This window comes from Bacillus sp. TH50 (assembly GCF_016650565.1).
Classification (GTDB): domain Bacteria; phylum Bacillota; class Bacilli; order Bacillales; family Bacillaceae_G; genus Bacillus_A; species Bacillus_A mycoides.
In genome coordinates this window covers 2,202,595-2,226,655 of sequence record NZ_JAEKFM010000003.1, presented here as the reverse complement: position 1 = coordinate 2,226,655, position 24,061 = coordinate 2,202,595, and the positions used below count along the sequence as shown (strand labels likewise).

Here is a 24,061-nt window from a genome sequence, read left to right as displayed (position 1 = left end):
AGTTTTTATTATTTAAAATAAAAATAGTCTTTGAGATTGTTTTTGTAAATACATATTAAGAAGAAGAGGTTTGTTTAAAGTAAAAAAGATGGTGTGTAGGTGGTGAAAGTGTGAAAGAGCGCGATAGACAAAATTCATTAAACTCTAATTTCAGAATTTCACCGAATCTTATTGGACCTACCTTTCCTCCCGTTCCAACGGGATTTACTGGCATTGGGATTACTGGTCCAACCGGTCCACAAGGCCCGACTGGCCCACAAGGACCAAGGGGATTTCAAGGTCCGATGGGGGAGATGGGCCCGACAGGACCTCAAGGAGTGCAAGGGATTCAAGGACCAGCTGGACAAATGGGTGCAACAGGACCAGAAGGACAGCAGGGACCACAAGGATTAAGGGGACCACAGGGAGAAACTGGAGCGACAGGACCTCAAGGAGTGCAAGGGTTACAAGGTCCAATTGGTCCAATCGGAGCGACTGGGGCACAAGGCATACAGGGCATACAGGGATTACAAGGACCGATTGGGGCAACAGGACCTGAGGGGCCTCAAGGAATTCAAGGTGTGCAAGGGTTACCAGGGGCAACTGGTCCACAAGGGATACAAGGAGCTCAAGGGTTTCAAGGACCACAAGGACTGAGTGGAAGTACGGGTCCGACTGGAGCAACAGGTCAGGGGCTAACCGGCCCGACAGGAATAACAGGTTCAACAGGGATAACAGGTCCATCAGGAGGACCTCCTGGTCCAACCGGGCCGACTGGAGCAACAGGTCCTGGAGGTGGACCGAGTGGAAGTACAGGGGTGACTGGAGCAACAGGAAATACTGGAGCAACAGGTCAGGGGCTAACCGGTCCGACTGGAAGTACAGGAGAAACCGGTGCACAGGGCCCGCAAGGAATACAAGGAATACAAGGAATTCAAGGGTCAATTGGTCCAACCGGTCCAGAAGGCCCACAGGGCATTCAAGGTATTCCTGGTCCGACAGGATTGACGGGTGAACAAGGAATCCAAGGTATTCAGGGGATCCAAGGGATAACGGGAGCAACAGGAGATCAAGGTCCACAAGGTATACAGGGAGTTATAGGACCTCAAGGTGTAACAGGAGAAACAGGAGATCAAGGTCCACAAGGAATACAAGGGGTACCAGGTCCATCAGGAGCAACGGGACCACAAGGAGTTCAAGGGATTCAAGGTCCGATGGGGGATATAGGACCAACAGGTCCAGAAGGTTCAGAAGGACTTCAGGGCCCGCAAGGAATACAAGGAGTGCAAGGACCAGCTGGAGCAACAGGTCCAGAGGGCCCACAAGGAATCCAAGGAATTCAAGGACCAATAGGAGTAACAGGTCCAGAAGGTCCACAAGGAATTCAGGGAATACAAGGGATTCAAGGTATAACAGGAGCAACCGGAGCACAAGGAGCAACTGGAGTTCAAGGTGTTCAAGGGAATATAGGAGCAACAGGTCCAGAGGGCCCGCAAGGAGTGCAAGGTACTCAAGGGGATATAGGTCCAACAGGTCCAATGGGTCCACAGGGAGTGCAAGGAATCCAAGGAATTCAAGGACCAACGGGTGCACAAGGAGTGCAAGGTCCTCAAGGAATTCAAGGAATCCAAGGTCCGACCGGAGTAACAGGAGATGCGGGAGCAACAGGGGCGACAGGGGAAGGAACTACAGGCCCAACGGGTGTAACAGGCTCAACAGGGGTAACAGGACCTTCCGGAGGGCCAGCAGGGCCGAGTGGCCCAACAGGTCCATCAGGTCCGACGGGAGTGACAGGTCCATCCGGTGGACCACCTGGTCCGACAGGAGCGACAGGTGTAACGGGAGGAGTAGGAGATACGGGAGCAACAGGGGCGACGGGTGTGACCGGAGCAACTGGAGTAACTGGTGCAACCGGAGCAACGGGGCTGCAGGGTCCACAAGGAATACAAGGAGTACAAGGAGACATAGGCCCAACCGGTCCGCAAGGTGTTCAAGGTCCACAAGGGATCCAAGGTATAACGGGAGCAACGGGAGATCAAGGGCCGCAAGGAATTCAAGGCCCGCAAGGAATCCAAGGTCCAACAGGTCCTCAAGGAATCCAAGGAGGTCAAGGCCCACAAGGGATACAAGGGGCAACAGGTGTAACCGGAGCACAAGGCCCACAGGGAATTCAAGGGATACAAGGAGTGCAAGGTCCGACTGGTCCACAAGGCCCAACCGGAATACAAGGTGTGCAAGGAGAAATAGGTCCAACAGGTCCGCAAGGTGTGCAAGGTTTACAAGGTCCACAAGGCCCAACCGGGGACACGGGTCCAACAGGAGCGCAAGGCCCACAAGGAATTCAAGGTCCAACGGGAGCGACAGGTTCACAAGGAATCCAAGGTCCAACGGGAGCAACAGGAGCGACAGGAGCGACAGGTTCACAAGGAATTCAAGGTCCAACGGGAGCAATAGGAGCAACAGGGGCGACCGGGGTGACTGGAGTTAGTACAACTGCAACGTATTCCTTTGCAAATAATACTTCAGGAAGTGCTATTTCCGTGTTGTTAGGCGGTACGAATATACCATTACCGAACAATCAAAATATTGGACCGGGAATAACAGTTAGTGGTGGAAATACTGTGTTTACCGTTACAAATGCAGGTAATTATTATATAGCCTACACAATTAATATAACGGCGGCTTTACTTGTAAGTTCGCGTATAACTGTAAATGGAAGTCCGCTAGCAGGAACAATAAATTCACCGGCAGTGGCTACAGGTTCATTTAATGCGACAATTATTAGTAATTTAGCTGCGGGCTCTGCTATTAGTTTACAGTTATTTGGATTACTTGCAGTGGCTACATTATCTACGACAACGCCAGGAGCTACTCTAACTATTATTAGATTAAGTTAATAAGCAAAAAAACCTTGGAACTTTTATGTTTCAAGGTTTTTTATCCCTCTATTTGTGGGCTAATAATCAGTGGGGATGGACAAAACCCCCACTGATTAAAGTTTCACTTTATTCACCTTAGCAAAAACATCGCGGTTCAAAAATATATTATAATAGAATGAAGAGAGGTATAAATTTGGCAGAAAGGGAGAGTGGCGATGCAGGAGAAGGTTAAAGATTTTTTCGGACGCCCACTTCAAGATTTACGCATCTCTGTCATTGATCGTTGTAATTTACGGTGTACGTATTGTATGCCAGCGGAAGTGTTTGGTCCTGATTATGCTTTTTTGAAAGATGAGTTTTTACTGACATTTGATGAAATAGAGCGATTAGCAAAAGTATTTGTTAGCATCGGTGTACGGAAAATTAGACTTACTGGTGGCGAACCCTTGCTCCGTAAGGACTTAACAAAACTTATCGAACGTCTCGTGAAAATTGACGGTTTAGTAGATATAGGATTAACGACAAATGCGATTCATTTAACGAAGCAAGCGAAGGCGTTAAAAGAAGCTGGGTTACACCGAGTAAATGTTAGTTTGGATGCGATAGATGATAATGTGTTCCGCGCAATTAATGGCCGTAATATGAATACGAAGCCAGTGTTAAAAGGAATTATGGCAGCGAAAGAAGCAGGCCTTGAAGTGAAAGTAAATATGGTTGTGAAAAAAGGAATGAATGATCATCAAGTACTTCCGGTTGCTACGTATTTTAAAGAACAAGGAATCACGCTTAGATTTATTGAGTTTATGGATGTTGGCAGTACGAATGGGTGGAATTTTGATCAAGTTATTACGAAACGAGAATTAATTGATATGATTCATGGGGTGTATCCAATTGAGCCAGCTGAAGCTCATTATTTTGGTGAGGTTGCGAAGCGGTATCGGTACGTTGGAACGAATGTAGAGGTTGGTTTTATTACCTCTGTTTCTGAGTCATTTTGTTCTTCTTGTACGAGAGCAAGAATTTCGGCAGATGGAAAGTTTTATACTTGCTTGTTTGCAACAGAAGGAATGGATTTAAGGAAACTTCTGAGGGAGAACCTTTCGGATAATGAGTTATTAAAAGCTATACAATATGTATGGGAGAATAGAAAAGATCGATATTCAGATGAACGGACAGAAGAAAGTGCGAAAAATCGTCCGAAAATTGAAATGTCTTATATAGGAGGATAAGAAAGGGGGATGTCGTATGCAAGAGCGATATTCAAGACAAATGTTATTTTCTGGTGTTGGGGAAGCAGGGCAACGGAAAATAAGAGGGAAGCACGTGCTCGTCATCGGTGCTGGTGCGCTCGGAGCAGCGAATGCAGAAGCAATTGTTAGAGCAGGTGTTGGAAAAATTACAATTGCGGATCGTGATTATGTAGAATGGAGTAATTTACAAAGGCAACAATTATATACAGAAGAAGATGCGAAGCATTATAAGCCGAAAGCGATAGCGGCAGCAGAACATTTAAAGGCAATTAATTCCGAAGTAGAAATTGTACCGGTTGTGACTGATGTAACGGTGCAAGAAATGGAAGAGTTAATTAAAGGTGTAGATTTAATATTAGATGCGACAGACAATTTTGAAACGCGCCTTCTTATTAATGATATATCCCAGATGTATAACGTTCCATGGATATACGGAGGATGTGTTGGAAGTTACGGAGTAACTTATACAATCTTGCCAGGAAAAACGCCGTGTTTTCGATGTTTAATGGAACATCCGGCGAGCGGAGCGACATGTGATACGGCCGGTATTATACAGCCAGCAGTGCAATTAGTAGTTGCACATCAAATAACGGAAGCCTTGAAAATATTAGTAGAAGATTTTGAGGCACTTCGTGAAACGATGCTATCATTTGATCTTTGGAATAATCAACAGATGGCATTTAAAGTGAATAGGCAGAAAAAGGATACATGTTTATCCTGTGGAAAGTTACGTACATATCCGAGTTTAACATTTGAAGCACAAACGAAAACAGAAGTATTATGTGGGCGAAATACAGTTCAAATCCGTCCAGGTGTGCGTCAGGGTTTTAATTTAGAAGAAATTAAAAAGCGCTTACAAAAAAGTGTGGATGTAAAAGCAACGCCGTATTTATTATCATTTCCAGTGGAAGAATATCGTTTTGTTTTATTTACAGATGGCAGGGCGTTTATTCATGGTACGAATGATATGAATGTTGCGAAACGACTATATGCAAGATATATAGGTTGAACCTAAAGGGGAATCCTTTAGGTTCAAATGGAAAAGGTAGGATTAAGAATTTCTAATATAATCTCCATTTTTTCCGCCTGTTTTTTCAAGTAAGTACGTTTCGCCAATAATCATACCCTTATCAACGGCTTTACACATGTCATATACAGTAAGAGCGGTAGCGGAAGCAGCTGTTAAAGCTTCCATCTCAACGCCGGTACTACCTTCTGTTTTAACTTTTACTTCAATAAGTAGCCGATATTGTTCTTCTGACTGTTTCCAATCGAAAGAGACGTCAACACCTTTTAATAATAAAGGATGGCACATTGGGATAATATCAGAAGTACGTTTTGCAGCCATAATACCTGCGATTTGTGCGACGGCTAATACGTCACCTTTACCAATTTCGTTGCGTGAGATTTTATCAAAAATTTCTTTTGTAACGAGAATGCTAGAGCATGCTATTGCTGTTCGAACGGTTATTTTTTTGTCACTTATATCAACCATTTTAGCGCGCCCTTGGTCGTTGAAATGTGTGAATGAAGACATGGAATTCCTCCTTGAAGTAATTGCGATTTAATATATAAAGTGTAATCGAGATTAGATATTTTGCAAATATGAGGTGAGAAACAATGGTAGAAAAACGAATCCCGATTCAAGTTGCTGAGGCTGTAGAGCGGGTTATGAAATATGCTAAGCATGGTGAAGTAGAAGAAGTTTCTATTACAGAAAGTTACGGGAGGATTCTTGGAGAGGATGTTGTCTCAGATCACGACGTTCCTCACTTTGATCGTTCTCCTTACGATGGTTTCGCAATTCGAGCAGAAGACACGAAGGAAGCGAGTCAAGAGCATCCGATTGAATTTGAAGTAATAGGAGAGATCGGAGCAGGATCTGTTTTTACAGAAGAAGTAGGGGCTTTTCAGGCGGTTCGTATTATGACAGGAGCAGCTATTCCAGAAGATTGTAATGCAGTCGTAATGCTAGAACTGACGGAAGGATTCGATAGGAACGAAAGTACATATATGAAGTTAAAACGTCCTTTCCAAAATGGTGACAATGTGTCATTTAAAGGAGAAGATATAAAACAAAATCAAGTCCTCGTTAAGAAAGGTGTTGTAATCAATCCAGGTGTAGCCGCATTATTAGCGACGTTTGGATATAGCACTGTGAAAGTTGTAAAACAGCCTGTTGTCGGTATTGTAACGACGGGCAGCGAATTACTAGAAGTGCATGAGGCGTTAGAGCCAGGAAAAATTAGAAATAGTAACTCTTATATGATTGCCGCTCAAATTATGAAAGCTGGCGGAAAAGTGCGTTACTATGGACAACTTGCTGATGAGTTAGATGCATGTTTTACAGCCGTTAAATCAGCGATGGGTGAGGTTGATATTTTAATTACAACGGGCGGTGTTTCAGTAGGGGATTACGACTACTTACCGGCTATTTATGCAAGGTTACAGGCGAATGTACTCTTTAATAAAATAGCGATGAGACCTGGAAGTGTAACGACTGTAGCTGAAGTTGATGGAAAGTTACTTTTCGGTTTATCAGGTAATCCGTCAGCTTGTTATGTAGGTTTCGAATTATTTGTACATCCAATTATGAAAACGTATTTGCATGCGAAGGAGCCTCACGTATATAGAACTGATGCTATTTTACAAAAAGATTTTCCGAAACCAAATCCGTTTACTCGTTTTGTAAGAGCGAAAGCGAGTATTGTTAATGGGGCACTACAAGCGATGCCAGTCGGTTTAGATAAATCGAGTGCGGTCTCTTCACTTGCGGATGCAAATGCTTTTATCGTGCTGCCTGGAGGAACGAGAGGATTTGAAGCAGGAATGAAAGTATCTGTATTATTGTTAGAATGCTCTGAGGGAAGTGATTGGCCGTGGGCAAAGCCTCTTCAATCTTACAAATAGTAGGATATCAAAATAGCGGGAAAACAACACTTGTAGAGAAGATGGTGCATGCATTAACTGAAAGAGAAATGAAGGTTGCTACAATTAAACATCATGGTCATGGGGGCTTTCCTGAAGTAGCGCAAAAAGATAGTGAAAGACACAGAAAAGCTGGTGCTGTAGTAAGTAGTGTAGAAGGTGCTGGATTACTATCTTTGTCCTCTTTGCGAGATGAATGGTCCTTGCAAGAAATTATCCGCTTGTACGAATTTTTTGAAGTAGATATGATTTTAATAGAGGGCTATAAAGCTGAGAACTATCCGAAAGTAGTGTTACTTCGTTCTGCGGAAGACGCTGAACTTTTACATAAAGTAGAAAATATAGCGGCGATTATTACGTGGTATGATGCTCCATCAAATGTACGAGAAGAATATAAAGTATTTCATATAACAGAAGAAAAGTTGTATATAGAGTGGTTTTTACAAACGGTTAGGAGTGCAAAATGATAACTACATATTATGAAGTAATGGATACAGAAATCTCGATTGAAGAAGTGACAAAGAAAGTAGTTCGCCGTGAATGTGGTGCTGTCACAACATTTATCGGAACAGTTAGGGAGTTTACGAAAGGGCGTCGTACACTATACTTAGAGTATGTAGCTTATAAGACGATGGCAGAAAAGATGCTACAGAAAATTGGGTCAGAAGTGAAGGAGAAGTGGCCCGGTACACATGTTGCGATTACGCATCGCATCGGCACGCTGCAAATTTCTGATATAGCGGTTGTTGTTGCTGTATCAACGCCTCATCGCAAAGAGGCTTATGAAGCGAATGAATATATTATGGAGCGTATTAAGCAAATTGTTCCGATTTGGAAAAAGGAGTTTTGGGAAGATGGTGACTCATGGATTGGTGACCAATTAGAAAAAATACCATATCCAGCAGGAGAGCCTGGGAAGGAGTTATAAATATGATTCGAGTATTGTTATTTGCGAACTTGCAAGAAGAAGCAGGAACGAGTGAATTACAAATAGAGAAAGAAAATATTACTGTTGCAGAGTTAAAAGATATTGTTGCGAAAGAATATAATGTACCAGTGTCAGCGCCAATTATGGTTGCGATTAATGAAGAGTACGCAAATGAAGATGACACGATACACTCTGGTGATGTAGTTGCACTAATACCACCAGTGAGTGGTGGTTAATATTGGATTTATGCTATAAAAAACGGCTTTCCTAAATAGGGAAAGTCGTTTTTTTATGGCATTTTGGAGAACACTATCTTATAGGAAAAGGAGGAAGTTATGAAAAAGATATGTGTAATGATTGCAATGATATGTTCTGTTTTTTTCTTTTCTCCAAGCAATTCTTTGGCAAAAGAATCGACGGAACAGCTTTTAGAAAGTGCGTTACTGAATCGATATTACTCGGTTATAAGGCAAGTGACAGAAGATCAACATGAATGTGAATCCGTTACAAACATAAAGCGCATTGGGAAGAAAGATGAGTTTATTCCTAAATTTGCAGTTACGATACAATTTCTTACATTTCAAGGGGCGCATAATCCGCCGAATGATAAAGTTACACTTACTTTGGAAGACAATTTAGATCACATAAAGATAAAGAAAGTGGAGCGAGAAAAGAATGTTTCTGGTGCTATTGTAGAAAAGATTTGTGCACGAAAAAACGAAAAAATAAAAGCTCACTCTAATGATTTAGAGCGATAACCTATGACATTTTGTAGAGAAAGGTAATGAGCGATGGATATACTTTTAGCGATTTTACCAGCTATATTTTGGGGGAGTATTGTGCTATTTAACGTGAAACTGGGCGGGGGACCGTATAGTCAAACGCTTGGTACAACGTTCGGTGCACTTATCTTCTCAATTGTCGTTTATATTTTTATGAAGCCGGTATTAACTCCGACCGTTATTGGAGTTGGAATTGTATCTGGCTTATTTTGGGCACTTGGTCAAGCGAATCAATTAAAAAGTATTGATTTAATGGGTGTTTCTAGAACGATGCCGATTTCAACAGGGCTTCAATTAGTCGCGACAACATTATTTGGGGTTATCGTGTTTCATGAATGGTCAACGACGATATCGGTCGTTCTTGGAGTTTTGGCGCTCGTTTGTATTATTATCGGGGTTATTTTAACATCGCTTCAAAGTAAAGAAGAGAAGAGTGCAGAGCAAGCAGGAAATTTTAAAAAAGGAATTATTATTTTATTAATTTCAACAGTCGGTTATTTAGTTTACGTAGTAGTTATCCGGTTATTTAACGTGAACGGTTGGTCGGCTTTATTACCACAAGCGGTCGGTATGGTATTAGGCGGGATTTTACTCACATTTAAACATCATCCATTCAATAAATATGCGATTCGAAATATTCTTCCAGGATTGATTTGGGCAGCTGGAAATATGTTTTTATTCATTTCGCAGCCAAGAGTTGGGGTCGCAACAAGCTTTTCCCTTTCACAAATGGGAATTATTATTTCGACGCTTGGCGGGATTTTTATATTAGGTGAAAAGAAAACGAAGCGTCAATTAATTGGGATTGTTATTGGTATCGTTTTTATCATTGCAGCTGGAATTATGCTGGGGATTGCGAAAAGTTAAGGAGGTATTAAAATGTATAGCGATTTAGAAGGGAAAGTCGTCGTTATTACAGGATCAGCAACTGGTCTTGGAAGAGCCATGGGAGTAAGATTTGCTAAAGAGAAGGCGAAAGTTGTTATTAACTATCGCTCAAGAGAGTCAGAAGCGAACGATGTATTAGAAGAAATAAAAAAGGTAGGTGGAGAAGCGATTGCTGTAAAAGGTGATGTGACGGTCGAGGCAGATGTTGTAAATCTCATTCAATCTGCTGTGAAAGAATTTGGTACGCTCGACGTTATGATTAATAATGCAGGGATAGAAAACGCGGTACCGTCGCATGAAATGCCGTTAGAGGATTGGAATAAAGTAATTCATACAAATTTAACAGGTACTTTTTTAGGAAGTCGTGAAGCGATTAAATATTTTGTGGAACACGATATTAAAGGTTCGGTTATTAATATGTCTAGTGTTCATGAGAAAATCCCGTGGCCATTATTTGTGCATTATGCGGCTAGTAAGGGGGGGGTTAAGCTTATGACAGAAACGTTAGCGTTAGAATATGCACCAAAAGGTATTCGGGTAAATAATATTGGGCCTGGTGCAATTAATACGCCAATTAATGCTGAAAAATTTGCTGACCCGAAAAAACGTGACGACGTAGAAAGTATGATTCCAATGGGTTACATTGGAAAACCTGAAGAAATCGCAGCAGTAGCAACGTGGCTTGCTTCAGCAGAGGCAAGTTACGTAACTGGAATTACGTTATTTGCAGATGGTGGAATGACTTTATACCCATCGTTTCAAGCGGGGCGTGGGTAATATGAAAGGCCAAAGAGATTTAACTCTTTGGCCTTTTTTACGCAAAAAAAAATAGCGGTCGGCTATTTTTAAAATTAATGATTGATTGTCTCTTGAAGAAATTCTGTTGCTTGATGTTCTGAAACATTCTGTACGAGCGCAACTTCACTAATAACCATTTTACGCGCATTATCTAGCATTTGTTTTTCGCTCGCATTTAATGCTCGTTCTTTATTGCGACGAAGTAAATCACGAACAACTTCTGCACTATCTTGAAGATTGCCGTTCTTCATTTTTTCCATATTCATTGTATATCTTTGTTTCCAAGAGAGTGAGGGGTCTGATTCCCCATGATGAAATTCAAGAAGTATACCATCTAACGTACCTTTATCGACGATATAACGTATACCTGATTTTTGTAATTGATTCATCGGAAGCATTACTTGCATATCTTTACTAATGATGCGTATAACACAATATTGACGCGTAGTGCCTAATATTTCTTTCTCTTCAATTGCTTCGATGATTCCTGCACCGTGCATTGGATAAACGATTTTATCACCAATTTGAAACAAATCATCCACCTCCATATGTGGTAACTACTTTTAATGATAACATACTAGGATAAAAATGTCAAATTTTATATGATATCATATCTGATATGCTGTAGTCAATATATAAAAGTCGTTTTTTTGTTTGTTTTTTTGCTCTTATAGGTTGAATAAATAGGGGGAATTTTTTTAGAAAAATAGTACAGGCGCAGAAAGAGGGCATATCCACTTATTTTTAAGCATAAAATATAAAATCGCTAATACAATATACCTAAATCCGTTCTTTGCAAGGGAGGGAGAGAAGGTGGGGCGCACAATTAGAATTGATATTACAAATAAAGTTGTAGCTAGATTTAGGCAAGATTATTTGGAATTATATACGAGTAAGTTTATGATAGGTAAGTTTTATGTCTATACTGAAGATAAACAATATGTGTTAGAAGACGGATATATATATGAAGATGGAAAGTTTTATCGCATCATAGATACGCACCGTGGCAATAAACAAGCGGCGGAGGGCTGCGATCTAGGATGGTGTTAACATGATTCGTGTGAAAGTGTTTGATGAAAGTCATGAAAAAGACTTAGAAGACGCTGTAAATGTATTTTTGAAAAAAATTGATGATGGAAATTTTGTAGATATAAAGTATCAAGTTGGTGTTTCAATTAACGATGATGAAAATCAAATTTATTGTTTTTCAGCGATGATTGTTTATAAAGCATAAAAAAGAGCTGGGGAGCCAGCTCTTTTTTATGCTTTACGTTGGGACAACATGTGTCGGTAAAATATTCATAATAGATTGTGTTGCGCCTGTTTTCTTTTCCGTTAAAAGAACTTTTCCTGTTTCATGATCCTGAGCATCAGTGCACATACCGAGGTGATAACGATCACCTAAAAATGGATCAATATAAAAACCGTTTTTGAAAACTTTATCATTCGGGTGTTTTTCATGGTGAATTTCAGAACAGTTAATGCAATAGAACATAGCTTTCATCTCCTTTTTATTTTGTTTAAAAAAGTGGGGAGGTAGTCATTTCGCTCCTAAGGAAATGTTGAGGAGAAGAGAAATAACTACCTACCCAAATGGCGGGCATACTCCTTCTGATTTTTACATATCTCGCGCATTGTCCCCGAGGGAAGGAGGAGAGACGAAGTACAGATGAGATAAGTTAGGCGCTTCTCTCAATAGGAGTGATAGAGTTTCGTATTGAGGGAATTTTCTATTTTTCATTGCCTTTGTGAGTATATTATGAAGGAATGGTGAGAGGGTGTTTGTCCTGTTGAAAAAATGTTGAGAATTTCTCAACAGTGAAAAAGAGTCTTTCTTGACATGAAACCAAAAGGTGTTATATTGTTAATGTGAAACCAAAAGGTGTTATATTTTAATGCCGAATAAAGGAGATATAAAATGGAACAACAAAATACATTAAATGATATTAAACAAACAATCGTTTTTAACGCGCCTATTCAAAAAGTATGGAATGTAGTATCGACTGCAGAAGGAATTGCGTCATGGTTTATGCCAAATGATTTTGAATTGGCGGTAGGACATGAGTTTCATGTGCAATCACCTTTCGGACCATCACCATGTAAAGTTTTAGAGATTGATGAGCCGAATTATTTATCTTTCTCATGGGACACAGATGGCTGGGTTGTTTCATTTAATTTGAAAGACCTAGGCGATAATAAAACAGAATTTACGTTAATTCACGGCGGCTGGAAACATCCTGATGAAATCCTTCCGAAAGCGAATGCGAAGAGCTCTATTATTCGCGATAGAATGAATGGTGGCTGGGTAGCGATTGTAAATGAAAAACTGAAAAAGGTTGTCGAAGGTTAAATGTCCTCATCAGCAGCGAAATATGATGTGTTTCAAGCAATTGCTGATCCAACCCGCCGAGAAGTGTTACGGTTATTAAGTGATAAAGAGTTACCAATTTCAAAAATAACGGATCATTTTCCGATGAGCCGTACTGCAGTTGTAAAGCACCTTCATATTCTTTCAGAAGCGAATTTAGTGAGTGGAAGAAAGAGCGGAAGAGAGAAGATATATCGTTTGCATCCAGAACCATTAGAGGAATTACAGCAGTGGCTCTCGTACTATGAACGATTTTGGGATAATAAATTGTCCATGCTTAAACATATTGTGGAGAATGAAGAGTAGATTTTATGCAAAAAGGATGACCAAAATGGTCATCCTTTTTTTATTGTTCACTTGTTTGTTTAGCTGGCTTTAATAGGATCCAAGCGATAATTAATGTGAATACCGCTAATACGAAAGTACTCATATAAATGACGTGTACACTTGATGCTAATGCGGATTGCGATTCGGTTACCACGTTTGCTGTAGCCCCTCCATGTCCGCCAGAAGAAACAAGATCAAGGTTTTTAATGCCACGTGCATGAATCATCGTATTGAAGATCGTTCCGAAGATTGCAGCTCCTAGTGTTTGACTAAATGTATTAATAAATGTATTTAAACCAACTGCCGTTCCGCGCGTATGGGCCGGTACAGCTGCTTGAATTGTTACCATGTAAATTGGTGTAACAAGCCCCATTCCTAAGCCGAATAATCCGACTGCAACATAAATAAGGAATGATGGTGAATCTGTTGATAATGTAAATAATAAGAAAGTAGCAACTGATAAAATGCTAGCTCCAAGTAAAATAATTTGTTTCGTTTGTAACTTGCCAACTAAGTTACCGGAGAACATCGCACCGAATGTCCACATAACAGGAATCGGCATTAAAATGAGTCCAGCCTCTGTCGCATTTTTTCCTAAAACACCTTGGCTCCAAATTGGAAGATACACTGTAATACTAATAATCATTGCGCCAGCAATAAGTGTTAGTATGTTTATTGTAGATAATGTACGGTTAGAGAAAAGTGCTAGCGGAATTAATGGTTCCGGAGACTTTTTCTCGATGTATAAGAAAATAATGAATGAAACAGCGGCAAAGATTAATAGGCCAATAATTGAAATGTCTCCCCAGTTTTGCTTACTGCTACCTGTTAATAATGCGTATAGTAAAGCAATTGTACTTAATGAGAAAACTGTCGCACCAAGATAGTCGATATGTTGCTTAGCGGCGGACTTAACAGATTCCTTATAAGAAGTGGCAAACATTAAGCAAGCGATAATTCCAAAAGGAACGTTTAAGAAGAAAATATAGCGCCAAGAAAGAGAATCAACTAAAAATCCACCTACTAACGGCCCAATAACACCAGATACACCCCAAACTGCACTCATCCAGCCTTGTGCTTTCGCGCGGTCTTTCGCTTCGCTATATAGGTCTCCAATAATCGTCATTGTGATCGGCATAACAGCACCAGCCCCTATACCTTGAAGAGCACGGAAGAAGATTAATTGTTCCATTGATGTAACGACTCCGCAAAGTGCAGAACCGATTAAGAAGATTGTTGCTCCGATGAGCAGAACTTTTTTACGGCCGAATAAATCAGCTAGCTTTCCGTATATTGGAGTCGAAACAGCTGTTGCAAGCATATAGATTGCATATACCCAACTAACAAGTTCGACGCCTGATAAATCACTCGTTATACGAGGGATTGCTGTACTAACAATCGTTCCTTCTACCGCAGAAAGAAACGTCATTAGCATTAAAGACATCATGACTTTTTTTCTCATTTGTTTTCCCCTTACCCTTTTTCGAATATTCAACAATATAAAATATAAAGGTACTAAGGTATATAAAGCAACAAAAAAGCAATGGGAAGTTAGGAGGAAGGGATATTTTTGAAGAAACGGTCGATATATTTAAAGTATCGCCGATATAATTTCGTGTACTGCTTTGCTATTCCAACATACTAAAAAAAGAAACAGGAGTCCCTGTTTCTTTTTTAATATTGCATTTTCGCATTTTGTCCTGCTGTTGTTCCGGCAATTCGGCCAGTAACAAGGGCAGATGTAATGTTATAGCCACCAGTATAACCGTGAATATCAAGAACTTCTCCGCAGAAGTATAAACCATTCGTGAATTTCGAAGCCATTTCTTTCGGGTTAATTTCTTTAACGGATACCCCTCCGCCAGTAACGAATGCTTTTTCAATTGACTGCGTACCATTTACATGGACGGTAAATTCTTTAAAGTCTTTCACAAGTGCGCGAATCTTCTCATGAGAAACTTGTCCAGCTTGTTCGCTACCGTCAATTTCATTTTTTTCTAATAAGAATAGGAAGTAACGTTCAGGAACATAGCCTTTTAAAACGTTTTTAATTCCTTTTTTCGGATCTTCTTTCATTTGTTTCAGCATGCGCTGGAACAGTTGCTCACTATTTTCTTCTGGCAATGCATCGATACTCATGTGCACTGTGTTCGTTTTAAACTTTTTCATCGCGTTCACAACGAATTGGCTACAGCGAAGAGCAGCAGGACCAGATAGGCCGAAGTGAGTGAAAAGCATGTCCATTTTATGAGAAATGATAACTTTTCCTTTCGGGTTTAATACACTTAAGTTTACATCTCGTAAAGCAAGACCTTGTAATGTGCGGTCACGAATAAACGGTTCGTTTGAAAGAATTGGTACTTCTGTTGGGAAAAGTTCTGTAATTGTATGCCCAGCTTTTTCAGCCCAAGCGTATCCGTCTCCAGTAGAACCAGTTTGAGGAACAGATTTTCCGCCAACAGCGATAACGACGTGATTCGTTTCTAACACTTCACCTGTTTGCAGAATAACAGCCTTCGTTTGACCGTTTTCATACTCAATCGTTTCGACAGGCGTATTCGTACGTATTTTCACACCTAAGTCTTTTAATCGTGTTAACAGTGCATCTACAACAGATTGCGCTTTATTTGATACTGGGAACATGCGGCCATGATCCTCTTCTTTCAGTTGTACACCGAGATTTTCGAAGAATGTAATAATATCTTCATTACTGAAAATAGAAAAAGCACTGTATAAGAAGCGACCATTTCCAGGTATATGTTTAACGATTTCATCAAGTGGTAGACGGTTCGTTACGTTACAACGACCACCACCAGAAATCGCAAGTTTACGTCCTAGTTTATTTCCTTTATCAAGAAGTAAGACGCTTGCGCCTTCTTCAGCAGCACCGATTGCAGCCATTAGCCCTGAAGGACCGCCGCCGATGACAATAACATCATAATGCATAATATATCGACCTCATTTTCTACATTTCCTGCCTAAAAGAATAGCATGTTTTCCCTTAAAAGAAAAATAGAGTGAAGTACTGCTTAAGAGGAGAATTGTGGTACAATACAAAAGTTAGAGTTCAGCATTATCCTGCTATTTATGGGCAATAAGACTACTATCTTAAGATTTTGGAGAAGTAAAGAGGGAGTTAAAGCAGCCTGTAAATGCTTGAATGGTTAGTAGGAGGAGAGTCTCCCACTAATTATAGTTTCACTTTATCCCGCATTAACGGGCAGTAAAACTCCCACCTCAAAATTCGGCTAGAGCAAAGAAGTTAGGTGGGAGATAAACTGCCCGTAAAAGCCCGATTAGTTCAACTAATTATAGTTTCACTTTATGTAGATGTAGGAGGATTTTCGTATGTCCGATTCAAAATTTCTGCGCGGAACGCTTATTGTGACGTTAGGGACATTTTTAGTAAAGTTCTTAGGCATGATTTACGTTTTTCCGTTTCATGCATTAGTAGGCACAGAAGGCGGAACGCTCTATACATATGGATACATTCCATATACGATATTTTTAAGTATCGCAACGGCAGGAGTGCCGCTTGCTGTTTCTAAGTTTGTTTCCAAATATAATGCACTTGGAGATTATAAAACGAGCCGGAGAATGTTCCGCTCGGGAATGGTTATGATGATAGTAACAGGAGTTCTTTCCTTCTTAGTACTGTACATGACCGCACCATTATTTGCAGAAGCAATGCTTGGTAAACAAAGTTTACAAAATAAGATAGAAGAAGTTACGACGATTATTCGCCTCGTAAGTTTTGCGCTTATTGTTGTGCCGGCAGCAAGTTTGATTCGTGGTTATTTCCAAGGCCACCAATCGATGGGACCGACTACGGTTTCACAAATTATTGAGCAAATTATTCGTATCGTCTTTTTATTAGCGGGTAGTTTCATCGTTATTAAAGTACTTGGCGGTACAGTAGCAACGGCAGTTGGGGTTGCGACATTCGCTGCGTTCGTTTCAGCAGTTGGAGCACTTGGCGTATTAATTTGGTACTGGTTAAAACGTAAAAAATATTTGGATCAATATTTAATTGAGCAAACTGTACCAGAATCGACGGTAAGTACCGCTCAATTGTTTAAAGAGTTGTTTGCATATGCAATCCCTTACGTTGTAATTGGATTAACAATTCCTTTATATCAACAAATTGATACATTGACATTTAACTCTATTATGCAGGCGATTGGTCAAGGAGATATCGCAGAGCGAGCACTCGGTATTTTCACGATGTGGACGCATAAATTAATTATGATTCCAGTATCACTTGCAACAGCGTTTAGTTTAACGCTCGTGCCAGCGATTACAAAGTCGTTTACTGAAAAGCAATACCGCTATTTGAAATTACAAATTACACAAACATTCCAGGCGAATATGTTTTTAACATTGCCAGCAGTTGTCGGTATTTCTACACTTGCATATCCGATTTACACTGCTTTCTACGATTCAGACCCACTAGGTGGACAAGTATTAATGTGGTATGCGCCAGTTGCATTGTTATTCGCTTTATTCACAGTAACAGCAGCAATTCTGCAAGGGATTAACCAGCAGAAACATGCGGTTATTGCGCTTGTGATGGGTGTTATTTTGAAATTTGCATGTAACGTAATCTTTATTCGTTATTTCGGTACAGTTGGGGCGATTTTGGCTACTGCAGTCGGCTTCTTAGCTTCCGTATGGTATACGAATAGACAAATTAAAAAACACGCACACTATTCATTTGGTGTTGTATATAAGAGAACATTCCAAATTGCAGTCTTAACACTTGTAATGGTTATTGCTGTAAAACTATCACAATGGCTTCTATCCTTCATGATTTCGCCTGATGGCCGTATTGGTGCTCTTATTACAGTTGCGATTTGTGCAGGTATTGGTGGTCTTGTTTACGGATTGTTAGCGATTCGCACAGGAGTACTAGAAAGAGTATTTGGCGGAGAAGCTTTAGAGAAAATCCAGCGTAAACTTGGTAGTAGATTCAAAATAAAGTTGAAATCAAAAGGGGCGTAAATACGTCCCCTTTTCTATGATAAATAAAGAAGGTGAAGAACATGAGATTAGATAAATTATTAGCGAATATGGGACACGGAAGTAGAAAAGAAGTAAAGAAATTACTGAAAGACGGCGTTGTGAAGATTGATGGAACGCCAGTGAAAGATGCGAAGTTTCATGTGAATGTAGAAGAGCAAGAGGTTATGATTCACGGTGAAGTTGTGGAATATAAAGAGTTTGTTTATTTAATGATGCATAAACCACAAGGTGTTATTTCAGCGACAGAAGATGATAACCACGAAACAGTAATAGATTTATTAGAATTAGAAGATGCGATTTTCGATCCATTCCCTGTTGGAAGGCTCGATATTGATACAGAAGGTTTCTTATTAATCACAAATGATGGGAAGTTAACGCATCAACTATTATCTCCGAAAAAGCATGTGCCGAAAAAATATTATGCACACATTTCAGGTGTTGTAACGGAAGAGGATGTAATAGAATTCGCTAAAGGTGTTATTTTAGAAGATGGCTATGAAACGAAGCCAGGCGAACTTACAATTTTAAAAAGTGATGATATTTCTGAGATTGAACTCGTTATTACAGAAGGGAAATTCCATCAAGTAAAGCGTATGTTTGAAGCTGTAGGGAAAAAAGTAGTGTATTTAAAGAGAACAGAGATGGGACCTTTATTGTTAGATGAAGAGTTAGAACTTGGGCAATATCGCGAGCTAACAGATGAAGAAGTAGAAATGTTAAAGACGTATCAAGTAGATAACGAGAAGTAACGCCAATTTTAGAGTATAGAAAAGACCCCTTTCTAAATATATAGAAAGGGGTATGTATTTATTTACATACAATTATTTTTTTGTTATGAGGTCATTCTCACTTTCTTTCCTGTCGTTGTCCACTTGCCGCGGCAAGGGCTATACACGAGTTCATTAAACTGCAACACATTTAGATCACGTTGTATCGTTCGCGGTGTGATCCCGAACTCATCTACAAGGTCTTTCGTTGTTACCGTACCGTTTTCATTGATGTACATATAAATCGATTTAATGCGTGTTAGCATACGAGTAGTTGTAGGTTTCAAGAGAAAACCACTCCTCTACCAGTTTTTTTGACCCCATTCAGGAAAGAAGGTCGTTACTACCATTGTACTCTACATGATAAAATTCATGCTTTAATCTACTTAAATTTTACAAAAGTTTAACAAAGATTCATATAGAAAAATATTGGAAGTTGACATTGTATATTTGGTCAGTCAACTAACTCATAAATTTCTACGTAAAACGCCAAATTCCTGCAAATTTCTTTGAGAAAATAAAAGAAAAACTAATAAGAAATATCTGAAATATTAAAATTGTTAGTTATTAGGTTTTCATGTATGGCATAAGAGATTTTCGTTTGCTATGATGAAAGAGACAATATAGTGAAGGATGGATGCGTGATGTCAACGATTAATTGGACAGAAGAAGTTACAAAACGAAAAGATGATTTAATTCTTGATACACAACAATTTTTGCAAATTAAAAGTGTATGGGAAGAAGAATCTGCGAAAGAGGGCGCGCCATTTGGTGAAGGTGTAGAAAAAGCCTTATCTTTCATGTTACATAAAGGAGAAGCAGAAGGTTTCGCTTCTAAAAATTTAGAAGGGTATGCAGGTCATCTTGAAATGGGACAAGGAGAAGAATTAGTAGGTATTCTTTGTCACGTTGATGTTGTACCAGAAGGAGATGGCTGGACAACTCCTGCGTATAGTGCGGATATTCGCGACGGGAAGATTTTTGCACGCGGTGCAATTGATGATAAAGGGCCGACGATGGCAGCTTATTATGCGATGAAAATCGTTAAAGAATTAGGCTTACCTCTTTCAAAACGTGTTCGTATGATTTTAGGAACAGATGAGGAAAGCAATTGGAAGTGTGTAGATCATTATTTTAAAAATGAAGAAATGCCAACAATCGGTTTTGCGCCGGATGCAGATTTTCCAATTATTAATGCGGAAAAAGGAATTTCTGACATACAAGTTGTGCAAAATGGTAGCGAAGAGAAAGAAGGCACATTTAAGCTTCTTTCATTTGAGTCAGGTCGTCGTTTAAATATGGTTCCTGATTTTGCAGAAGCAGTTATTACAGGAGAAGATGTAAATGCACTTACAGTAGCATATGAAGAGTATTTACAAACTGCTAAAAAAATAGGTAAAGCAATTGTAGAAGGAAATACGGTGACGTTGCAAATCAAAGGGATTTCAGCTCACGGATCTACTCCAGAAAAGGGAGAAAATGCAGGTTTATTATTGGCAAACTGCTTAACGAAAGTTTCTCTTGATGGAAAAGGGGCTTCATTTGCATCGTTTGTAACAGAAACATTTACAGGTGATATTATTGGAGAAAAAGCTGGTATTTCTTATAAAGACGATATTAGCGGCCCGTTAACAGTGAATGTTGGTCGCCTGTCTTACTCGCAAGAAAACGGTGGTAATTTAGGATTAAATGTACGCTATCCAGTTACGACTAACTTTGAAGAAACGATTGCAAAGTTAAAAGAATATGTTGGTACTCATGGATTTGAAGTAGCGGATTATTCTAACTCTCGCCCGCATCACGTTGACAAAGATCATACGTTAATTCGTACTTTGCAACGCGTATATGAAGAACAAACGGGTGAAAAAGCTGAATTGTTAGCAATTGGCGGTGGTACTTATGCTCGTTCATTGAAAGCTGGCGTTGCATTTGGCCCGTTATTCCCAGGAAAAGAAGAACTTGCGCATCAAAAAGACGAGTACATTGAAATTGAAGATTTATTAAAAGCGACAGCGATTTATGCGCAAGCAATTCATGAATTAGCGAAATAAAAGATATTTAAATAATGACCGCTCTCTACTTTAGAGGGCGGATTCTTTTTAGCTGAATGAGATAAGGAAGAAAAGCAACAATAACATAAAGGAGACGATGTAGATGGTGACGCATTATTTTGTCGCAGTAACTTTACCACGTCATATAAAAGAAATTCTTTCTAATTATAAAGAGGAAGTGAAGGATGAATTACCATTTCGCTCGTGGGTACATGAAGAAGACTATCATATTACCCTTTCATTTTTAGGAAGTGCGACAGAGGAACAGTTAGAAGGAATAAAGAATGGATTACAAACACTTACAGAAAAAACGGAATTATCGTTCACGTTACAAGGACTTTCTACGTTCGGACAGGTGGACCAGCCTCGTATATTTTGGGCGGGGATAAGTGATAATCAAGATTTGTTTACTTTACAAAAGCAAGTGCATACAATTTGTGAAGAAAATGGCTTCTCTCTAGATACACGTCCTTATCATCCACATATTACTGTTGCGCGTAAATGGGTAGGAGAAAAAGTATTTGATCTGACAAATATAAAAGATTTACCTGTAACATCATTTCAAGTAGATACGATTACTTTGTATGAATCTCACGTTAAGGAAACGCCGAAGTATAAATCGATTACTGAAATAAAACTACAAAAATAGAATGTATGAAAACGTTTTTTATACAGGTGAATATACTATAGGGAATAATGTGTTACTGTATAGAGCTTCGCTGATAAGAAAACCCTTATCACTTGCAGCTCGTTTCATTTTAATTTTGAGAATGATGGTGATTTTTTATGTTGAAAGTAAAACGTCCATTTGATGCCTATTTAGATGAAATGAATAAAATTACAATTTTGCTCCCGCATGCGTATGGAACAAGCCGGACATTTCGTTTACAAGAAGGAAGCAATGTGAAAGAGTTACCGATTGTTCATACTATTGCTCTTCCAGATGCAACGAAGTATGAATGTTTTATAGAAGAGCCAATAGATGTGGGGAAGTATTATACAGTACGGGACGAACGGAATGAAGAAACAGATTTACAAATAGGCGCTGTGATTCGAACAGTAGTTTTCGATGAAAAATATTATTACGAAGGTACCGACTTAGGTGCTGTGTATAAAAAAGAAGAAACAATATTTAAAGTATGGGCTCCGACTGCAAGGCTTGCGAAAGTACGGATTTATAAAAGTGATAAAGAATATATTGATTATGAAATGTACAGAGAAGAAAACGGAGTGTGGATTCATACATTACAAGGTGATCATGATGGAGCACGATATACATTCCTTGTTTGTATTAATTTAATATGGAACGAAGCGGTTGATCCTTATGCAAAGTCTGCGACGATAAATGGAAAATACGGCGTCGTTATCGATTTGGAAAAAACGAATGTGACAAAACGAGTAGAATTATCACCATTACAGTCAATGACAGATGCCATATTGTATGAACTGCATATTCGTGACGCTACTATTCACCCAAACAGTGGGGTGAATAAGAAAGGAACATATAAAGGGCTAATGGAAGAGGAGACAGTAGGGCGAAATGGGACATTAACAGGATTGTCTCATATAAAAGATTTAGGCGTTACACATGTTGAACTATTACCTTTACATTGTTTTGGTGGTATAGATGAAGTGAATCCTGCTTCCGCATATAATTGGGGCTACAATCCGTTATATTACAATATGCCAACAGGATTTTATGTTACAAACCTTTCTGATCCATATAACAGGATAGTAGAGTGTAAACAACTAATTGAAACATTTCATGATCACGGCATCAGGGTGATTATAGATGTTGTATATAATCATGTTTATGAAAGAGAATTATCATCATTTGAGAAGCTTGTCCCGGGATATTATTTTCGTCATGGGGAAGACGGTATGCCTTCTAATGGGACGGGAGTTGGAAATGATATAGCATCTGAACGGAAAATGATGAGGAAATTTATTATAGAATCTGTTTTATATTGGCTTACTGAATACAATGTTGATGGATTCCGATTTGATTTAATGGGAATTTTAGATGTTGAAACGATGAATGAATTAGAAAAAGAAGTACGAAAAATAAAGCAGGATGCGCTGTTATTAGGTGAAGGATGGGATTTGCAAACACCGCTTCCTCTTGAAGAGAAAGCGACGTTAAATAATGCGAATAAAATGCCATGTATCGCACAGTTTAATGATCAATTTCGTGATGGAATAAAAGGAAGTACTTTTAATATAAATAAACGTGGCTTTGCATTTGGTGGGCATGTAGACTGTAATCATTTGCAGTATATAGTAGCTGGTAGCCTTTTAAGTATGAAAGAAACAGGATTGTTCCTAGAGCCAATGCAAAGCATCAACTATGTAGAATGTCATGACAATATGACGATGTGGGATAAACTAGTGCAAAGTAATCCAGAATCAGAAGAAATTTTGAAAAGGCGTCATCGTTTAGCAACCGCAATGGTTATTCTTTCACAAGGGATTCCTTTCTTACATGCGGGGCAAGAGTTTTATCGTACGAAGCAAGGGAACGAAAATAGCTATAATGCAAATGATGAAATTAATCAATTAGATTGGGATCAAAAAGAGAAAGAGATGGAGACCATTAACTATATAAAAGGGTTAATTGCGATTCGCAAAGGGCACGGGGCATTCCGATTACAAAATGCGGACCTTATAAAAAAGCATATGACTTTTTTGCAAACATCTACAGAAGTACTGGCATACCACCTAGAGCATGTAGAATTATTTGGACCGTGGAAAGAGATTGTAGTTTTATTTAATAGCGGTTTAGAAGCTAAAACGGTGCAGCTTCCAAAAGAAGAAACGTGGCATGTGTTAGTAAACGAAAAGCAAGCGAAAATAGAGCCAATTTCTTCATTTAGAGGAAAGGAACTTCAATTGGCTCCAATTAGCACGTATATATTGACGATAATGTGACAAATCGCTACTTGACGATGAGAATGTAATAAATGTAGAATTGACAAAGGTGACGATTTTCATAAGTTGTCATTCTATGATTGATTTTGTAAAATAAACTAGAAGAACAGGTGATTTATCCTGTTTTCGGCTTATGCCAAGTTTTTTCATTCAAATACAGTAAAAT

Annotated in this window: 25 protein-coding genes; 19 read left to right on the top strand and 6 right to left on the bottom strand. The window is 39.2% G+C overall.

Translation table 11 applies throughout. The features are described from left to right. The first annotated feature begins 110 nt into the window (after positions 1-110). The 3 genes from JFU23_RS11540 to JFU23_RS11530 all read left to right on the top strand — a co-directional run bounded on the left by JFU23_RS11540 (position 111) and on the right by JFU23_RS11530 (position 5,117). Complete coding sequence (locus tag JFU23_RS11540; RefSeq protein ID WP_201031922.1) at positions 111-2,876, top strand: BclA-related collagen-like exosporium protein; 2,766 nt, start codon at positions 111-113, stop codon at positions 2,874-2,876. A gap of 197 nt (positions 2,877-3,073) precedes the next feature. Continuing rightward, positions 3,074-4,087 carry a GTP 3',8-cyclase MoaA gene (gene moaA, locus JFU23_RS11535; protein WP_002138702.1) on the top strand — a complete coding sequence of 338 codons (1,014 nt, stop codon included), beginning with the start codon at positions 3,074-3,076 and terminating at the stop codon, positions 4,085-4,087. Positions 4,088-4,103: 16 nt separating this feature from the next. After that, on the top strand, positions 4,104-5,117 hold the full coding sequence (locus JFU23_RS11530) for a molybdopterin-synthase adenylyltransferase MoeB (RefSeq protein WP_002190938.1): 1,014 nt from the start codon (positions 4,104-4,106) through the stop codon (positions 5,115-5,117). Positions 5,118-5,159: 42 nt separating this feature from the next. Here the strand turns inward: JFU23_RS11530 and moaC are convergent, their stop codons facing one another. After that, positions 5,160-5,645 (bottom strand): cyclic pyranopterin monophosphate synthase MoaC, encoded by a 486-nt coding sequence (moaC, locus tag JFU23_RS11525; RefSeq protein ID WP_002129484.1) that lies wholly within the window; start codon positions 5,643-5,645, stop codon positions 5,160-5,162. An 83-nt stretch (positions 5,646-5,728) separates the two neighbouring features. Between moaC and JFU23_RS11520 the strand changes: the two genes are divergently transcribed. The 7 genes from JFU23_RS11520 to JFU23_RS11490 all read left to right on the top strand — a co-directional run bounded on the left by JFU23_RS11520 (position 5,729) and on the right by JFU23_RS11490 (position 10,411). Beyond that, on the top strand, positions 5,729-7,018 hold the full coding sequence (locus JFU23_RS11520; RefSeq protein ID WP_201031921.1) for a molybdopterin molybdotransferase MoeA: 1,290 nt from the start codon (positions 5,729-5,731) through the stop codon (positions 7,016-7,018). Continuing rightward, the gene (mobB, locus tag JFU23_RS11515) at positions 6,982-7,503 is read left to right on the top strand and encodes a molybdopterin-guanine dinucleotide biosynthesis protein B (RefSeq protein WP_201031920.1); all 522 of its coding nucleotides are present in this window, start codon (positions 6,982-6,984) and stop codon (positions 7,501-7,503) included. Before JFU23_RS11520 ends, mobB begins: the two co-directional genes overlap by 37 nt. Next, a complete protein-coding gene (locus JFU23_RS11510) occupies positions 7,500-7,964 on the top strand; it encodes a molybdenum cofactor biosynthesis protein MoaE (RefSeq protein WP_201031919.1) in 465 nt (154 codons plus the stop codon). Before mobB ends, JFU23_RS11510 begins: the two co-directional genes overlap by 4 nt. A 2-nt stretch (positions 7,965-7,966) precedes the next feature. After that, positions 7,967-8,200 carry a molybdopterin converting factor subunit 1 gene (gene moaD, locus JFU23_RS11505; protein WP_002067685.1) on the top strand — a complete coding sequence of 78 codons (234 nt, stop codon included), beginning with the start codon at positions 7,967-7,969 and terminating at the stop codon, positions 8,198-8,200. A 99-nt stretch (positions 8,201-8,299) separates the two neighbouring features. Further along, positions 8,300-8,722, top strand: coding sequence for a DUF3888 domain-containing protein (locus JFU23_RS11500; RefSeq protein WP_002138695.1), 423 nt, complete (start codon positions 8,300-8,302; stop codon positions 8,720-8,722). A 33-nt stretch (positions 8,723-8,755) separates the two neighbouring features. Next, positions 8,756-9,613, top strand: coding sequence for a glucose uptake protein GlcU (gene glcU, locus JFU23_RS11495; protein WP_002138694.1), 858 nt, complete (start codon positions 8,756-8,758; stop codon positions 9,611-9,613). A gap of 12 nt (positions 9,614-9,625) precedes the next feature. Beyond that, on the top strand, positions 9,626-10,411 hold the full coding sequence (locus tag JFU23_RS11490) for a glucose 1-dehydrogenase (RefSeq protein ID WP_002138693.1): 786 nt from the start codon (positions 9,626-9,628) through the stop codon (positions 10,409-10,411). A gap of 74 nt (positions 10,412-10,485) precedes the next feature. Here JFU23_RS11490 and JFU23_RS11485 read toward each other — a convergent pair whose 3' ends face one another. After that, the gene (locus tag JFU23_RS11485; RefSeq protein WP_087955830.1) at positions 10,486-10,980 is read right to left on the bottom strand and encodes a CarD family transcriptional regulator; all 495 of its coding nucleotides are present in this window, start codon (positions 10,978-10,980) and stop codon (positions 10,486-10,488) included. Between the two features lie 265 nt (positions 10,981-11,245). Here JFU23_RS11485 and JFU23_RS11480 point away from each other — a divergent pair, with 265 nt between their 5' ends. After that, positions 11,246-11,482 (top strand): DUF2553 family protein, encoded by a 237-nt coding sequence (locus tag JFU23_RS11480; RefSeq protein ID WP_002138691.1) that lies wholly within the window; start codon positions 11,246-11,248, stop codon positions 11,480-11,482. A gap of 1 nt (position 11,483) precedes the next feature. Continuing rightward, complete coding sequence (locus JFU23_RS11475; protein WP_000621746.1) at positions 11,484-11,666, top strand: sporulation protein Cse60; 183 nt, start codon at positions 11,484-11,486, stop codon at positions 11,664-11,666. Between the two features lie 33 nt (positions 11,667-11,699). Here JFU23_RS11475 and JFU23_RS11470 read toward each other — a convergent pair whose 3' ends face one another. After that, entirely contained in the window at positions 11,700-11,927 is a 228-nt protein-coding gene (locus tag JFU23_RS11470; RefSeq protein WP_002138690.1) for a DUF3973 domain-containing protein, read from the bottom strand. A 423-nt stretch (positions 11,928-12,350) separates the two neighbouring features. Between JFU23_RS11470 and JFU23_RS11465 the strand changes: the two genes are divergently transcribed. Both JFU23_RS11465 and JFU23_RS11460 read left to right on the top strand, forming a co-directional pair. Further along, complete coding sequence (locus JFU23_RS11465) at positions 12,351-12,782, top strand: SRPBCC family protein (RefSeq protein ID WP_002015664.1); 432 nt, start codon at positions 12,351-12,353, stop codon at positions 12,780-12,782. Beyond that, a complete protein-coding gene (locus JFU23_RS11460) occupies positions 12,783-13,106 on the top strand; it encodes an ArsR/SmtB family transcription factor (RefSeq protein ID WP_002138687.1) in 324 nt (107 codons plus the stop codon). It abuts the gene before it with no gap. A 40-nt stretch (positions 13,107-13,146) separates the two neighbouring features. Here the strand turns inward: JFU23_RS11460 and JFU23_RS11455 are convergent, their stop codons facing one another. After that, positions 13,147-14,589 (bottom strand): MDR family MFS transporter, encoded by a 1,443-nt coding sequence (locus JFU23_RS11455; protein ID WP_078173965.1) that lies wholly within the window; start codon positions 14,587-14,589, stop codon positions 13,147-13,149. A gap of 212 nt (positions 14,590-14,801) precedes the next feature. Next, entirely contained in the window at positions 14,802-16,073 is a 1,272-nt protein-coding gene (locus JFU23_RS11450; protein WP_201031918.1) for a BaiN/RdsA family NAD(P)/FAD-dependent oxidoreductase, read from the bottom strand. Positions 16,074-16,475: 402 nt separating this feature from the next. On the opposite strand from JFU23_RS11450, the gene JFU23_RS11445 reads away from it, so the two are divergent. Together JFU23_RS11445 and JFU23_RS11440 are read left to right on the top strand one after the other, a co-directional pair. Further along, a complete protein-coding gene (locus JFU23_RS11445) occupies positions 16,476-18,128 on the top strand; it encodes a putative polysaccharide biosynthesis protein (protein WP_002089053.1) in 1,653 nt (550 codons plus the stop codon). A gap of 41 nt (positions 18,129-18,169) precedes the next feature. Continuing rightward, positions 18,170-18,898: a pseudouridine synthase gene (locus JFU23_RS11440; RefSeq protein ID WP_085312545.1), complete on the top strand. Its 729-nt coding sequence runs from the start codon at positions 18,170-18,172 to the stop codon at positions 18,896-18,898. An 83-nt stretch (positions 18,899-18,981) separates the two neighbouring features. Here the strand turns inward: JFU23_RS11440 and JFU23_RS11435 are convergent, their stop codons facing one another. Then, the gene (locus JFU23_RS11435) at positions 18,982-19,203 is read right to left on the bottom strand and encodes a DeoR family transcriptional regulator (RefSeq protein ID WP_000805512.1); all 222 of its coding nucleotides are present in this window, start codon (positions 19,201-19,203) and stop codon (positions 18,982-18,984) included. Between the two features lie 357 nt (positions 19,204-19,560). Between JFU23_RS11435 and pepV the strand changes: the two genes are divergently transcribed. From pepV to pulA, 3 genes are all read left to right on the top strand, one after another. Next, positions 19,561-20,967, top strand: a complete 1,407-nt coding sequence (gene pepV / locus JFU23_RS11430) for a dipeptidase PepV (RefSeq protein ID WP_085312544.1) — start codon at positions 19,561-19,563, stop codon at positions 20,965-20,967. 103 nt (positions 20,968-21,070) lie between these two features. Next, on the top strand, positions 21,071-21,616 hold the full coding sequence (gene thpR, locus JFU23_RS11425; protein ID WP_201031917.1) for an RNA 2',3'-cyclic phosphodiesterase: 546 nt from the start codon (positions 21,071-21,073) through the stop codon (positions 21,614-21,616). Between the two features lie 137 nt (positions 21,617-21,753). After that, positions 21,754-23,895 carry a type I pullulanase gene (pulA, locus tag JFU23_RS11420; RefSeq protein ID WP_242483500.1) on the top strand — a complete coding sequence of 714 codons (2,142 nt, stop codon included), beginning with the start codon at positions 21,754-21,756 and terminating at the stop codon, positions 23,893-23,895. The last annotated feature ends 166 nt before the right edge of the window (positions 23,896-24,061 follow it).

Bases quoted from the DNA above. Each gene is read 5' to 3' on its own strand.
- moaA (WP_002138702.1), top strand. From the start codon at position 3,074: ATGCAGGAGAAGGTTAAAGATTTTTTCGGACGCCCACTTCAAGATTTA.
- JFU23_RS11530 (WP_002190938.1), top strand. From the start codon at position 4,104: ATGCAAGAGCGATATTCAAGACAAATGTTATTTTCTGGTGTTGGGGAA.
- moaC (WP_002129484.1), bottom strand. From the start codon at position 5,645: ATGTCTTCATTCACACATTTCAACGACCAAGGGCGCGCTAAAATGGTT.
- JFU23_RS11520 (WP_201031921.1), top strand. From the start codon at position 5,729: ATGGTAGAAAAACGAATCCCGATTCAAGTTGCTGAGGCTGTAGAGCGG.
- JFU23_RS11510 (WP_201031919.1), top strand. From the start codon at position 7,500: ATGATAACTACATATTATGAAGTAATGGATACAGAAATCTCGATTGAA.
- moaD (WP_002067685.1), top strand. From the start codon at position 7,967: ATGATTCGAGTATTGTTATTTGCGAACTTGCAAGAAGAAGCAGGAACG.
- JFU23_RS11500 (WP_002138695.1), top strand. From the start codon at position 8,300: ATGAAAAAGATATGTGTAATGATTGCAATGATATGTTCTGTTTTTTTC.
- glcU (WP_002138694.1), top strand. From the start codon at position 8,756: ATGGATATACTTTTAGCGATTTTACCAGCTATATTTTGGGGGAGTATT.
- JFU23_RS11490 (WP_002138693.1), top strand. From the start codon at position 9,626: ATGTATAGCGATTTAGAAGGGAAAGTCGTCGTTATTACAGGATCAGCA.
- JFU23_RS11485 (WP_087955830.1), bottom strand. From the start codon at position 10,980: ATGGAGGTGGATGATTTGTTTCAAATTGGTGATAAAATCGTTTATCCA.
- JFU23_RS11475 (WP_000621746.1), top strand. From the start codon at position 11,484: ATGATTCGTGTGAAAGTGTTTGATGAAAGTCATGAAAAAGACTTAGAA.
- JFU23_RS11470 (WP_002138690.1), bottom strand. From the start codon at position 11,927: ATGTTCTATTGCATTAACTGTTCTGAAATTCACCATGAAAAACACCCG.
- JFU23_RS11465 (WP_002015664.1), top strand. From the start codon at position 12,351: ATGGAACAACAAAATACATTAAATGATATTAAACAAACAATCGTTTTT.
- JFU23_RS11460 (WP_002138687.1), top strand. From the start codon at position 12,783: ATGTCCTCATCAGCAGCGAAATATGATGTGTTTCAAGCAATTGCTGAT.
- JFU23_RS11455 (WP_078173965.1), bottom strand. From the start codon at position 14,589: ATGAGAAAAAAAGTCATGATGTCTTTAATGCTAATGACGTTTCTTTCT.
- JFU23_RS11450 (WP_201031918.1), bottom strand. From the start codon at position 16,073: ATGCATTATGATGTTATTGTCATCGGCGGCGGTCCTTCAGGGCTAATG.
- JFU23_RS11445 (WP_002089053.1), top strand. From the start codon at position 16,476: ATGTCCGATTCAAAATTTCTGCGCGGAACGCTTATTGTGACGTTAGGG.
- JFU23_RS11440 (WP_085312545.1), top strand. From the start codon at position 18,170: ATGAGATTAGATAAATTATTAGCGAATATGGGACACGGAAGTAGAAAA.
- pepV (WP_085312544.1), top strand. From the start codon at position 19,561: ATGTCAACGATTAATTGGACAGAAGAAGTTACAAAACGAAAAGATGAT.
- thpR (WP_201031917.1), top strand. From the start codon at position 21,071: ATGGTGACGCATTATTTTGTCGCAGTAACTTTACCACGTCATATAAAA.
- pulA (WP_242483500.1), top strand. From the start codon at position 21,754: ATGTTGAAAGTAAAACGTCCATTTGATGCCTATTTAGATGAAATGAAT.